The following is a 14,059-nucleotide window of genomic DNA, read 5'->3' on the forward strand; positions in this document are numbered from 1 at the left end:
CTCCTATTAGTATTTATAAGCGTCAGGCTTAAACGGACCTTCGACAGGTACGCCTAGATACTCGGCTTGTTTTTCAGTCAGTTTCGTCAATGTACCGTTAAAGCCTGCAACCATTGCCGCCGCAACTTCTTCGTCAAGTTTTTTCGGTAACACTTTAACGTATAAATTATCAAAGCGCTCATCGACTGGCAGCTCAGCGAATTTTTCTTCAAACAAGTACATTTGTGCCAATACTTGGTTAGCAAATGAGCCATCCATCACGCGCGATGGGTGACCAGTAGCATTACCTAAGTTCACCAAGCGACCTTCAGCAAGCAAAATCAAATAATCGTTTTCGTCATCCGAGCGGAAGACTTGATGCACTTGCGGCTTAATCTCAACCCAGCGCCAGTTATCACGCATAAACTGCGTATCAATTTCGGTATCGAAGTGACCGATGTTACATACGACCGCACCCGGCTTCAGCGCCGCTAGCATATGTTTGTCACAAACGTGATAGTTACCGGTAGTGGTAACAATCAAATCAGTGTCTTCAAGCAGACGAGTGTTGATGTTTTCTGCGCCGCCGGTGTTATCGCCATTGATATAAGGTGACAATACTTCATAGCCGTCCATACAGGCCTGCATGGCACAGATAGGATCAACTTCTGATACACGGACAATCATGCCTTCTTGACGTAAGCTTTGGGTAGAGCCTTTACCCACATCGCCATAACCGATGACCAAAGCACGGCGACCTGCAAGGAACATATCGGTAGCACGTTTGATGGCGTCATTTAAGCTATGACGGCAGCCGTATTTGTTGTCATTTTTAGATTTGGTAACCGCGTCGTTAACGTTGATAGCCGGTACTTTTAGCGTACCTTTACCCAGCATTTCAACCAAACGATGGACACCTGTAGTAGTTTCTTCAGAGATACCATGGATGTTATCAAGCATTTGGGCATAATCATTATGAATCAAAGCGGTTAAATCACCGCCGTCGTCCAAGATTAAGTTTGCATCCCAAAGCTGACCGGATTCTTCGCCGCCAACGTGAATTTGTTGACGCAAGCACCACTCGTACTCTTCTTCGGTTTCGCCTTTCCAAGCATAAACAGGGATACCAGCAGCAGCAATTGCTGCCGCAGCATGGTCTTGGGTTGAGAAGATGTTACATGAGGTCCAGCGTACTTCTGCACCTAGCGCGACAAGCGTCTCGATGAGGACAGCCGTCTGAATAGTCATGTGGATACAGCCAGCGATTTTTGCGCCTTTAAGCGGCTGGTCGGCTTCGTAGCGACGACGTAAACCCATCAGGGCAGGCATTTCGGCTTCAGCTAGGGTGATTTCACGGCGACCGTAATCAGCAAGGCTAATGTCGGCGACTTTATAGTCAGTGAAAGAGGGGTCGATCGTATGGGCAGATGGGGTGTTAGACACTGCGTCCATAATATGCTCCTATCAGTTAATAGATAAAAAGAATAAAAACGCAGGTGCCGTTATTTGCGCTGTTCATAACCAAAAATGGTCATAAACAGTTAACCGAGCCTAACATAATAAATGATTTGCAAAGCAATAAAGCTTAATTGCAGTAATCGATGATTATGGCGCAACACCTCTCGGAGGTCGTTATTGTAATTGATGAGGATTAATTTGTCACCTATTGGCTGCGGAAAATCGTAAGTGCTTACGTCATAAAAAAAAGGCCATCTATCGATAGCCTTGATTATTTATATATAAGTTCTGATTTTTACCAAATAAGCTTAAAACCATTTATAGGTGAGTGAGCCGAAATAGCTGGTGCCTTCTGTGGTATAGACGTTACCATACTGGCTTGAAAGCGTATAGTCTTCATCAGTGATATTATCTACCCGCAAGTTAGCGCGGAGATTAGGGTTGATATAAACTGCGCCGCTCAAATTAAGCAGGGTATAGCTATCAAGTTTATTGTTTTCGGCCGTGATTCTATCATCAGTATGTTTGGCTTCGAGGCGAACATCGAACATCGGCTGTTGATAACCAACGTAAATCAAACCACTGTTTTTAGGACGGTAGGCGAGCTGTTGATCGTAGCTGGCGCTATTTGCCGTTTTGTCCTTCGCATCTAAGTAGTCATAACCGAGACCAAAGATAAAGTCATTCATATTCCAGTCTGAGGTCAAACTTAAGCCTTTGATTTTCGCTTCACTGATATTTGCTGCATTAGAAATCAAGTCTTCTGCATCGGTATAATAGCCTGTCAATCGTGACGTTTGAGCGTCATTTGCGTATTCAACGAATACTTCGGTGTTTTTCGTTCTTTCGGGTTTAAGGTTGGGGTTACTGAAACCCGGCCAGTATAAGTCATTAAACGTTGGTGCACGAAAACCTGTGGCATAGTTAGCACCAATTCGCATACCAGCTAATGGACGTATAGCTGCTCCTAAATTATAGGTGCTCTCATTACCATACTGCGAGTTGTCATCTACGCGGTAATTGGCTTGTAGGTCGTAATAAGTGTCCGCGAGCTGATAACCAACAAAGGCACTTTTGACCGTTCTGTCGTTAGGGTCATAAGGGGTTCGTACAGCAGGATCAGGATAACTTGAAAAATCTAAAACATCTGACGCGTCTAGTTTTTGTGACAACCATTCTGCCCCAACAGTTACAGTACCAGGTTGCGCATTAATGCTGGTTTCTAATCGCGCTTGCTCTTGGGTGGTATCGTACTGGCTGCCTTCTTGGTAATTAATAGAGTTGGCGTCATGAGAAGTCGATTTATCAATACTTTGACCGTAACTAAGTTTGCTGACCGTTAAAGGCGTTTTGTATTGAAGATAAGCATTGGCACTGCCATTTTTTTGATCTGAATAAGCATTTGGAAACGCGTTTCCTGCTGAGTCAATATCAGTGGTGGAGTCAGTATACAAGGCGCTCAACCCCGCGCTTAGCGAATCTGAAAGCTTGTGCTGCAATGCCAAACTGGCGTTAGTAGATTTAAAGCCATCATCGTCCGCATTAAAATCAACAGACTCGGGGTTGGCTATGACGTTAAAGCCGTCTGTTTCGTTGCGACTGACGCCCAAGCTCATTGATGAAGTCGCATTTTTAAGCTGACCTGTAATGCCTATTTGGTAATGATTGTTACTGCCATAACCAACAGTCGTAGAAACATTGGATTTATCGACGCTATTGCCTTTAGTAAAGATTTGAATGACACCGCCCATGGCATCAGAACCATAAATACTAGAACCTGAGGCGCCGTATAAAATCTCAATACGATCCAGTTGATCTGCTGATAATAGATTTAGAGAAGGGCTACCCAAGGAGATAGAACCATAGCGTATCCCATCGATAATCACCAAGACTTGCTTGCTATCAAAACCGCGCATATAAAAATTACTGGCTGTGCCCATACCGCCACTTTGCGTAATATTAATACCAGGCTGATTCTTTAATACGTCAGTTACTGTCTGACCCTGATAACGCTGCAATTCTTCACTATCAATGACTCGAGTTTGGGCAATGACATTACTGGTCTTAGTTGGCGTCCGCGTCGCCGTCACGACAATTTTATCAAGCTCAACTTGTGGCAACTCGCTGTGATTGATAACGCTACTATCACCAGTCGCAGCTGTGGCACTCATAGCAAATCCGCCTAAAGCACTTAAGAGACACAACCGCAGATAGGTGGTCGAAGATGAACGTGATAAAGCCATATTGAATTCCAAAGTTGAATGACAAATTGAACAAAGTAAAAAGTTACAGAAGCGAGAGCCTAAAAGTAAAAAATTACAAAAAGTAATACGAATTTTACATGCGCTTATTATCTATAAAAGCTACGTACTTATAAACCACTTTGTCCTAATATTTATTCAGCATACGCTGAGTGATGCTCATGATGACGGGGATTTATTTGGGTTGTTTAGCCATTAGTAGTGTTTTTTAAGCTTTTAAATAAGTATCATCTGCATTAAAGGCAAGCACTATTTTAACCAGTAATAAAAACATGCAATCAAACGCATTGCTGTGATTAATAATTGCTATTATAGTGGCGGATTTCATTTATTTACTGTGCTGCTCTTCCTAAAGCTAAGAGGTTTGTTTTGTCTATTCAGCGTCATCTGAGTGCTCGTACTGCGACATCTTCATCATTTACATCTTTAAAAACAAAAACGCCGCTCATGATAACGGTGTTTTTGTTTGCGATGATAGTGAGTGCATTAAGCGTCATTTTTTCACATGGTGCGCTTGCTGCCGAAGCCAGTATATTGGGCGTGGGTGGTCAAACTGAAGAGGTGGCCAACACTTCGACCCCTGATTCTTTCGGACGTGACACGCCGCGCCATACTGTACAAGGCTTTATTAAAGCATTGGGCGATAACGACTATCTGCTGGCCAGTAATTATCTAAATTTATCCAAGTCTGATAATCCAACCACTGTGGTGCGCCAATTTAAGCAAGCACTCGATGCGGGCGGGCGTTTTCAGCCTGATTTGCAAATTAATAATACGCCTGAGGGAAATTTAAGCGATCAGCTACCGCCAAGCCAAGAAAACGTCGGCGTGATTAATGTGGGTGATAAGAGCGTGCCGCTGGTGCTCGAAAGAGTAGCCTCTAAGCAAGGCGAGCAATATTGGCAGTTTTCAAACGATACCCTAAGCTCGATACCAGAAGTGATAGAGAATTATCAGCCGACGCTGGTTTCGCGCTACACCATTGACTCATTAGATGGTAAAAAGCTATTTGGTTATCAGATTTCTGATATATTGGCGGCATTAGCCATTATAGTCAGTAGTTTTATTTTTACTTACATCGTGGTTTGGCTGCTCTATTATTTATTAAAACTGATTTATCCTCGCCTACGGGGTGAGACGTTACCTTTACCTAATAATGTGATATTGCCACTGACCGTCGTTATCACGGCGCTGATATTGGCCGAGGTGATGGTATATGCCGGTATATCAGTGACACTGCGTGAACCAATTAAGCGCTTTACCGACATTGCTTCTTGGGTAGCGACGACATGGCTATTACTGCGGGTTATTGATTCGATATTTACCCGCGCGGTCAATTTAAGTTATAAGAAAAACTATACCGAGCGAGTTTCTATCTTGGGTTTGATGCGCAAGGTGGTCAAAGCGCTATTATTAATCTTTGCGGTTATTGTCATTTTTGGAAATTTAGGATTTGATTTGACCACAGGGATTGCCGCATTAGGGGTCGGTGGTCTAGCCTTAGCACTAGGTGCGCAAAAGACGATTGAGAACTTGGTCGGCAGTGTGGTGGTGGTGGCAGATTCGCCAGTACGCATTGGCGACTATTGTAGCTTCGGCAACCAAGCAGGTACGGTGATTGATATTGGTATTCGTTCATCACGGGTGCGTACGCTGAACCGGACGATTGTGACGGTGCCTAACAGTGACTTCTCATCGATGCAAATTGAAAACTATACCTCGCGGGATATGTTTCACTTTTTGCATAACTTGTATATTAAACGCAATGCGGATATTGATGTGGTCTTTAAGATGGTCAAAAAATTAGATCAATTTTTGGACGAGCACGAGCTGACCAATCAGGAGTGGAATCAGGCCAATATTTCAGAGCTGCGCCAAGACTGCTACGTCATTCAACTGCGCGCTTATATTAATGCTGTCGACTCGATAGAGTTTTATCGTAAGCAAGATGACTTGTTGGTCGACGTGTTGACCCTGGTGAAAAAATACGATGTCGAGCATGCGCTGCCAACGCAGCAGCTGATTGTCAATCAAGCCGAGCTTGAGCCACAACCTCAGCTAGAAACCGTGACTGATGATTCGATAAACGAAGTAGTGGACGCAAGCGATGCGAGTGAAGCAGACACTGATGCCAATAACGATAATGCTGATGAGCAAAAGGCGCTTGATTTAAATAAAAACGCTGACAGTGCGACGAGTGAGAAAGAGGCTCGTAAAGACACCACTAAAAAGCAAAAACTACAAAGGCACAAACATCGTCTGTTAAAAAAAGGTAAGTTTAAACACGCCAAAAAGAAATTTGGTTTTTCTATATGGAATCAGCCTTAATATTTTGTGTGGTTATTTTGCTTAAGGTTTATTGAACGTTTTATTTATAAAGCTATGGCTTATAAAGGGATAGCAGTTTTTTGACGTAAAAAACCATAATATTGCCATAACAATAAGCTGGCAGCGCTACGGTGCGGTGACCAATCTTGGGTCAGGTTTTTTAATTGTTTTGGCGTTGGGCGCTCTTCTAAATCTAACAATTCCATCGCTGCGACTTTAATGGCTAGATCATCAACTGCCAGCACGTCAGCGCGCTGTAACGAAAATAGCAGATACATCTCAGCGGTCCAGCGTCCAATGCCAACCACAGCAGTCAGGGTATCGATAACGTCGTTGTCGGGTAGGGTTGTTAAGGCAGCAAAATCTATATCGTGCTCGACCAAAGAGCGCGTATAACGAATTTTTTGCTTAGAGAGCCCCTGCGCCCGTAAATCATCGTCTGTCGCTGCCCGAATCGCTGATGGCGTCGTCAAACCTGCCTCTACCAAGCGTTGCCATATACTGGCTGCCGCTGCGACTGATAACTGCTGTCCAACCATCGCTCTCATTATTTGCGTAAAGCCGCCCGCGTTATGGCGTAAATCAGGCACACCCACTTGCTCATAAACAGGCGCAAATCTTGGTTCGAGAGCAATCAAAGCGTTGATATGTGCTTTTAATTCTTGTTTGTTTTCGATGATTTGTATATTCATAGAGAAATCACTTACTAAAAAATATGCAGCAAAATGATAGGAAGATTTATCAAAGCGCGACTACAAAACGAGAGGGTGAACCTTTGATATAAAAAAGGACTGCAGGGTGGCAGTCCTTTTTTTCGATCTATAATTTTATTCTTTATCGGTCTTGGTCTTTTTAAGTAGTACCAGTACCGCACCATTGCCACCATCTTTCGGCGGAGCCGAGCAAAATGCCAGTACTTCTGGCAGTTGACGTAACCAACCATTGACGCAGGTTTTTAAAATAGCCTCAGAACCTTTACCATGGACGATTTTTACCACAGTTTCATTGTTTTGCTTGGCTTGGCTGAGCAGTTGGGTCATTGCATCGCGCGCTTCTTCAATGGTGCAACCATGGATGTCTACCGCATCATACCAGCGTAGCTTACCTTTTTTAAGCTGATCAAAGATTTTGTTTTGTAAGGTCGGCTGCTTATAAGACAAATAAGCTTCGCCGGCGACAGGGTTTAATAGCGCTTGCATATCTGACAAGCCTGCGCCCAAATCACCAGCTTCGCTCCCTTGAGCAGCCGCACGTTTTGAAAGCGTTGCAGCGTCAGGCTTACCTGCTTTAGAGGCGTTGGCAGGTGTGCGCACGTTTTTGTCTTTTAGCTGGTTGACGCCATGCATCGCTTGCATAAATAGCACTTTATCGTCGTCGATATGTTCGCTATCTAATTGCTTGACCGTTTTTTTGACTTGTTTTTGGGTCAAGAGTGAGACAGGTTCGGTTGGCTTTTCATTTTCACCTTCTGGTGAATTGGTATCGCGACCTTTACTCAGTTGCCCTTTAAGTTCTTTTAATTGGTCTTGCATTTCTTTTGAAAACAGAGAGTTTGACATAATAATTAACGTATCGTTGGTGAGTGAATGAGTGATTTAATGATTTATATCGTACATAAAATAGATGCGGTTTACTTTACGCCTGTGCTGCGACGCTCGCAAGTAAGGATTGTAACGCTTGCCCTGGATGCTCGGTCTTCATAAACTGCTCGCCGATTAAAAAGTGCTGAATATCATTATTGAGCATCAAACGTATATCATGGCTGCTATGAATGCCACTTTCGGTGACAATAAGCGGCCGTTCTAGACGGTCATTAGGATTGGCAGCGAGCGCATCATCGATAGCTAATTCGCGCAGCAGGGTGTTTTTTAAATCAAGCGTCGTTTGTAAGTCGACATCAAAGGTGTTTAAATCGCGATTATTAATACCATAGATATTATGCGCTGAACGTGGCAACTGTAGCGCACGCTCAAGCTCATCTGCTGTATGAACTTCAATCAAGACATCCATACCCAGCTCAATGCTTAGCGCATGCAGCTCTTGTACTTGCGCCTCATCAAGACAGGCCATAATCAATAAAATACAATCAGCGCCCATTAAGTAAGATTGGTAAATCTGATAAATATCTACCATAAAATCTTTGCGCAATATGGGCAAATTGCAAGATTGGCGCGCTTGGATTAAGTAGCTATCATCACCTTGGAAATAATCACGGTCGGTGAGTACTGATAAACAACTGGCTCCCGCTTGCTCATATTGCTTGGCAAATAGCGCAGGCTCAAAGTTATGATTGATAATACCTTTAGACGGCGAGGCTTTTTTAATCTCCGCAATGATACCAATATCAGCGCTGCGTAAAGCATTGGCAAAACCGCGACGTGGCTGGGTATCAGCGGTGGCTTGCGATTTTAATGCCTCAAGCGATACTGCCGCACGAGCAGCAGCAACTTCCTCGTGCTTGGTAGCAACGATACGCTGCAACACTGAAGGAATCGCGGTGTCTGATTTTGGTTTGGCGGTCATGGCTATATTCCGTTATTTGGTAAAAAAATTAGGGTAACAATTAGGCTAATAAATTAAGGCGGCACACATAGTTGCGATTAACAGGGTTATGAGCCACGTATTTCTTATTAATTCTAAGCATTTAGCTTATTAAACTTGGTCAGCTAATTGCTGCGTATATTTGGCTAAGTCATCAAGCTTAATCAAAGCGTCACCATTTTGAATGACTTTTTGGGCGCGGCTCACGCCATTCGGATAGTTGCTGGCAAGTCCTGCGGTATATATCGCCGCTCCGGCATTTAAGGCAATCATATCACGGGCTTTTAGAACAGCGCGGTCATTAGTATCTGCTCCTGATAAAGCGGCACGAATCAGCTCAAGACTTTGGGCAGGAGAATCGACATCAAGCCCAATTAAGGTTTGTGACTCAACGCCCGCATCTTCTGGCATCATCTCATAAACAGAGATTTCACCGTCTTTTAACTCGGCTACCGTGGTTGAAGTTGCAAGACTGATTTCATCCAAACCATCTTTGGCACCGACCACCATTACATGACGCGCGCCCAGATTTTTCATCACTTTTGCCAAAGGCTCACATAACTGGGCGGTAAAGACGCCGATAACCAGATTTGGCGTGCCAGCAGGGTTGGTCAGTGGACCTAAGATATTAAAAATCGTCCGCGCTTTTAGCTCACGGCGTACCGGATTGGCGTAGCGCATCGCACTATGATGATTGGGCGCAAATAAAAAGCCAATCCCTTGATTCTCGATACACTGCTGTGCTTGCTCTGGTGTCAGGGTTAGGCTAATACCGGCTTGCTCAAGTAAGTCTGAGCTACCAGATTTGGTTGAAACGCCGCGGTTGCCATGCTTAGCGACTTGCGCCCCAGCTGCGGCTGCGACCAAGGCTGCCGCTGTTGATACGTTAAATAAGTTAGCGCCATCGCCACCAGTACCGACGATATCGACCATGTAGCGACAGTCTCTTGGGTTAATATTGGCAGCTAAGTCACGCATCGCACTGGCTGAGGCGGTAATCTCGTCGATGGATTCGCCTTTCATCCGCAGGCCCGTCAAAATCGCACCCATCATGGCATCGCTGCATCTGCCTTGCATGATGACGAGCATGACTTGATACATCTCGTCAAAGGTCAAATCAATATGCTGAAAAATCCTGCCTAATGCGGTGGTCAGAAGCTTATGAATACTCTCATCTGGCAGCTGATTGATGCTCTCAGCATTTTGCAGGTTTTGCTTATCTTGATTCATGATTGATTTTTTGTCCTGCATAGCGGCAGCGGTCATAATATTCTCACTTATTATTATCTTTTATAGTTGTCGTTTAAATACATTCATTGGATTAAAAAATAGGGTTCGTCTTTTAAAACACTTATCCTACTTTTGGTAAATTATCTGAGGATAAAACTGCTAACTGATGCATTTGTAAAAAATTATTCAGCAGCTGATAACCCGCTTCGCTTAAAATCGACTCAGGATGAAACTGGACGCCCTCAATCGCAAACTCGCGGTGGCGAATGCCCATGATTTCTTCGATATTGCCATCAGCATTTTGAGTCCAAGCGCTAACTTCAAAGCAGTCGGGTAAGCTTGCTTGCTCAATCACCAATGAGTGATAACGGGTAAACTGGGCTGGATTTGGCAAGTTGGTAAAAGCGCCTTGACCATTATGATAAATAGCCGATAACCGCCCATGCATAACCTCGCTTGCTTTGACGACTTTACCGCCAAAGGCTTGACCGATTGCCTGATGACCCAAGCAAATACCTAATATCGGGATAATGCCTTTAAAGGTCGCAATCACCTCTAGCGAGATACCAGCACTGTCAGGGTCACAGGGGCCGGGACCAATAACAATGGCATCTGGCGCAAGTGCTTTAATCTCATCAATACTGATTTCATCGTTGTGCCAAACGCTGATGTCCTGCTGCAATTCACCGAAGTACTGTACAATATTGTAGGTAAAGCTGTCGTAATTATCGATCATCAAAATCATCATTTGTTCAACTTAGTCTCTTTAACCTAGTGTCTTAAGCTTGGTGTTTTTAGCTTAGTATCTTTAACTTAATAGGTTCAACAGCGATGCGATTTTAAAGGCTGTTATCTTAACACTATTTCGTTATCTATCAAACGTAGCGCCGTTGCACGCTGATAGTAATAAATGCTCTATAAAGGTGCGTTACTAAGTTAAAATTTCTAAAGTTTGCACTGTTATGGGACGTTATTTAATATATTAATCTTTGAGTTTGCTAGCTAGACATAGCAATTGCTATGCAAATAACGCTTTAATATATAAGATTTATATTATGTAAATGCTTGTATCTATTATAAATAATTATTACTTTCAGCTTTTGGATGTTTTAAAAACTTGATGGCCCGAAGATGAGTTGGCATAGTAGCTGCAATTCTTATAGATGTGAATAGCTCGCTATTAAAGCGATGTAATATTATTTACCAAGATGCATTTGAAGAGTTCAGCATTATTGGCCAGATGTTGCTAAAATAGCACCTGCATTTATTTGGCTCATAAAAATACTTAAAGCTTAACGCCAGAAAATCAGCTGGGCTTTAAGCAAAAAACAACTTTAAAAAAACTTTCCGTCTAAAATTTTCATTCTACGTTACAATTTTATTACCATGTTAACCATAAGGGAAACTTTCCATGTCGAACAAATTACTTGATCTTATCGAATCATCCAATGCCAAATGGGTCGATTTCCGTTTCACCGATACCCGCGGCAAAGAGCAACACATGACTTTCCCAGCGCACAGCGTTGATGAAGAAGTGATGGAAGATGGCAAAATGTTCGACGGCTCATCGATTGCTGGCTGGAAGGGTATCGAAGCCTCAGATATGATTTTGCGCCCTGACCCAGAAACTGCCTTTATCGACCCATTCTTTGACGCAGTTACTGTGGTGGTGACTTGTGACATCATCGAGCCATCAACGCTGCAAGGCTATGACCGTGATCCGCGCTCTATTGCTCGTCGGGCCGAAGAATACTTAAAATCAACGGGTATTGGTGATACCGCTTTTTTTGGTCCTGAGCCTGAGTTCTTTGTTTTTGACGAAGTAAAATGGTCGGTTGATATGTCTGGTGTCAGCCATGAAATCGTCGCTGAAGAAGCCGCTTGGTCAACCAATAAAGCCTATGAGTGGGGCAACATGGGGCATCGTCCACGCGTTAAAGGCGGCTATGTACCAGTACCACCGGTTGATAGCTCACAAGACATGCGTGCGGTAATGTGCGAGCGTATCGAAGATATGATTGGCGAAGGTTGTATCGAAGTCCATCATCATGAAGTGACTCCTTGCCAGTTAGAAATTGGCGTGGCATTTAATACTTTAGTACGTAAAGCAGACGAAGTACAAAAGCTAAAGTATGCCGTCCATAACGTTGCCCACCAGTTTGGCAAAACCGCCACCTTTATGCCAAAACCTATCGTTGGTGATAACGGTTCTGGTATGCACGTGCATATGTCGATCTCAAAAGATGGCGTAAACACGTTCTCTGGTGATGAGTATGCTGGTCTGTCTGAGACAGCATTGTACTTCATTGGTGGTATCATCAAGCATGCTCGTGCGCTGAATGCGATTACCAACCCATCGACCAACAGCTACAAGCGTCTGGTACCGCATTACGAAGCACCTATCAAGCTTGCGTATTCTGCATCAAACCGCTCAGCGTCTATCCGTATTCCGCACGTGAGCAGTCCAAAAGCAGTACGCGTCGAAGCACGCTTCCCTGATCCAACGGCGAACCCATACTTGGCATTTGCTGCGCTATTGATGGCAGGTCTTGACGGTATCCAGAACAAGATGCATCCAGGTGAAGCGGCTGACAAGAACTTATATGACTTGCCACCAGAAGAAGAAGCACAAATCCCAACGGTTGCAGAGAGTCTAGATGTTGCACTACAGGCGCTAAAAGACGACCACGAGTTTTTGTTAAAAGGCGATGTGTTCACTAAAGACATGCTAGAAGCGTTTATTGCTTTGAAAGAAGAAGAAGTACAACGTCTGAACGTAACTGTGCATCCTGTTGAGTTTGACATGTACTACAGCTGCTAATTAATAATTAATAGGCTCAATTGTTTTAAATAAGAAAAACCAGCTAAATTATATTTAGCTGGTTTTTTTGTGGGCAATTAAAGTAGACGTTTAATTGTTAAATTTAGTGTAAAGTCATTACTGATTTAATGGCAAAAATATCGCATAATGGTTACATCTATATATTAATAACAAATCGCTTTAGGCTGATTGACTATGAGTTCATCATTTAAAAGTACTGTTTTTTTAAATAAAGGGTTGTCGGTAAGTTTGCTGACAGGGCTGATTATTAGCACCGCAAGCCTTTACGCGCCGATGGCAAATGCCGCTGCTATTTATAAAGTTGTCGATGAAAAGACCGGTCAAGTGACCTTTACCGACCGTCCGCAAAACTACGAACAGCAAGCTGGCAAACAAATTAGCCAAACCAGCGTCATGACTAGCAGCGACAGTGTGGGTGCAAATAGTTCTAGTCAAACCAACAGTGCCAACAACCAGCCTGTCAATACTACTCAAGCATCTGCTGCTAACAGCACTGGCACCACCAGCACCACTGCTAACAGTAACAAAACCGCTAATAAAGCACCCATTAATTATCAGCTGACGATAACAGAGCCTAGCGAAGAGCGGGCGTATCGTCGTCCGGTACAAAGCATCGATGTCAAGGTGCAAGTAAAACCAGCCCTACAAGCAGGCGATAGCGTGAGCATTTACTTAGATGGCAACGAGGTGGCGCAGGGTTTGAGCGCTTCGATTGCAACTGTTGATATCTTGCCAGGCACGCATAATATCAAAGCGGTGATAAAAGATAAAAAAGGGCAGGCAGCAAAACAGGTCGAGCGTACCGTCTACGTCATTCAAAACACGCAAACCTTGCAAAAAAATAAGAAATTAGCAGAGCAGCTTTTGGCGTATCAGCGCCTACCTTGGCACCAAAAAGTACTATTAAAACTGCGTCAAGATGGCAAGCATCCTAATATGTTGTCATTTACTAAGCCAATAGTTGATAAACCCATAACGCTTGAAGAACTGGTAAAAAAATAAATCTGAGTCACTGTGTTAAAGGCTAGTAGTGAAAGGTTAACAGTGAAAAGATAGCGGCAATCCATTAACAATAATTGCTGGACATAAAATAAGGGCAGTCACTGAAAGCAGTGATTGCCCTTATTGGTAGAAGTTAGTAATAATATCTATCAAACCGCGAAAGAGGATTCCATCCGACATTAGGGTGGAGGTGAATTTCGCCTCATTGTTACTGTTTATTTACACATCCTGACCGTGAATTTGATATGCTTATTAAGTATTGTTATATTAACCCCACTCTCAACTTATTTTTCTAAGGTATTGGTTTACTTAGTTTTTAAAATTTCAGTTAAAACAATTAGAATTTTAAATTCTATAAAAATCAAAAGCCTACGATAAGTTGAGATTGGCGTTATATTAATAAACTCGCCAAGACTAT

10 protein-coding genes are annotated in these 14,059 nt (G+C 43.3%); 3 read left to right on the forward strand and 7 right to left on the reverse strand.

Going from position 1 to position 14,059, the window contains the following annotated elements; all coding sequences use genetic code 11:
• Positions 1 to 6: 6 nt before the first annotated feature.
• Together ahcY and ACPEGP_RS02520 are read right to left on the reverse strand one after the other, a co-directional pair.
• Positions 7 to 1,431: an adenosylhomocysteinase gene (ahcY, locus tag ACPEGP_RS02515; RefSeq protein WP_286795659.1), complete on the reverse strand. Its 1,425-nt coding sequence runs from the start codon at positions 1,429 to 1,431 to the stop codon at positions 7 to 9.
• A 314-nt stretch (positions 1,432 to 1,745) separates the two neighbouring features.
• Positions 1,746 to 3,608, reverse strand: coding sequence for a TonB-dependent receptor (locus ACPEGP_RS02520; RefSeq protein WP_423813828.1), 1,863 nt, complete (start codon positions 3,606 to 3,608; stop codon positions 1,746 to 1,748).
• Between the two features lie 465 nt (positions 3,609 to 4,073).
• On the opposite strand from ACPEGP_RS02520, the gene ACPEGP_RS02525 reads away from it, so the two are divergent.
• Positions 4,074 to 6,026, forward strand: coding sequence for a mechanosensitive ion channel family protein (locus ACPEGP_RS02525; RefSeq protein WP_423814233.1), 1,953 nt, complete (start codon positions 4,074 to 4,076; stop codon positions 6,024 to 6,026).
• Between the two features lie 59 nt (positions 6,027 to 6,085).
• On the opposite strand, the gene ACPEGP_RS02530 is transcribed toward ACPEGP_RS02525, so the two are convergent.
• From ACPEGP_RS02530 to ACPEGP_RS02550, 5 genes are all read right to left on the reverse strand, one after another.
• Positions 6,086 to 6,718, reverse strand: coding sequence for a DNA-3-methyladenine glycosylase family protein (locus ACPEGP_RS02530; RefSeq protein WP_423813829.1), 633 nt, complete (start codon positions 6,716 to 6,718; stop codon positions 6,086 to 6,088).
• Between the two features lie 135 nt (positions 6,719 to 6,853).
• A complete protein-coding gene (locus ACPEGP_RS02535) occupies positions 6,854 to 7,585 on the reverse strand; it encodes a Smr/MutS family protein (protein WP_144296233.1) in 732 nt (243 codons plus the stop codon).
• Positions 7,586 to 7,661: 76 nt separating this feature from the next.
• Positions 7,662 to 8,549 carry an indole-3-glycerol phosphate synthase TrpC gene (gene trpC, locus ACPEGP_RS02540; RefSeq protein WP_144296232.1) on the reverse strand — a complete coding sequence of 296 codons (888 nt, stop codon included), beginning with the start codon at positions 8,547 to 8,549 and terminating at the stop codon, positions 7,662 to 7,664.
• A gap of 129 nt (positions 8,550 to 8,678) precedes the next feature.
• Positions 8,679 to 9,797 (reverse strand): anthranilate phosphoribosyltransferase, encoded by a 1,119-nt coding sequence (gene trpD / locus ACPEGP_RS02545; RefSeq protein ID WP_286795669.1) that lies wholly within the window; start codon positions 9,795 to 9,797, stop codon positions 8,679 to 8,681.
• Positions 9,798 to 9,918: 121 nt separating this feature from the next.
• Positions 9,919 to 10,542 (reverse strand): anthranilate synthase component II, encoded by a 624-nt coding sequence (locus ACPEGP_RS02550; RefSeq protein WP_144296405.1) that lies wholly within the window; start codon positions 10,540 to 10,542, stop codon positions 9,919 to 9,921.
• A 666-nt stretch (positions 10,543 to 11,208) separates the two neighbouring features.
• Here ACPEGP_RS02550 and glnA point away from each other — a divergent pair.
• Both glnA and ACPEGP_RS02560 read left to right on the forward strand, forming a co-directional pair.
• Positions 11,209 to 12,618, forward strand: a complete 1,410-nt coding sequence (gene glnA, locus ACPEGP_RS02555) for a type I glutamate--ammonia ligase (RefSeq protein ID WP_423813830.1) — start codon at positions 11,209 to 11,211, stop codon at positions 12,616 to 12,618.
• A gap of 195 nt (positions 12,619 to 12,813) precedes the next feature.
• Positions 12,814 to 13,641, forward strand: coding sequence for a DUF4124 domain-containing protein (locus tag ACPEGP_RS02560; RefSeq protein ID WP_201590879.1), 828 nt, complete (start codon positions 12,814 to 12,816; stop codon positions 13,639 to 13,641).
• Positions 13,642 to 14,059: the final 418 nt, after the last annotated feature.

It is taken from the genome of Psychrobacter sp. 219-2-C, from assembly GCF_049560815.1.
GTDB lineage: Bacteria > Pseudomonadota > Gammaproteobacteria > Pseudomonadales > Moraxellaceae > Psychrobacter > Psychrobacter faecalis.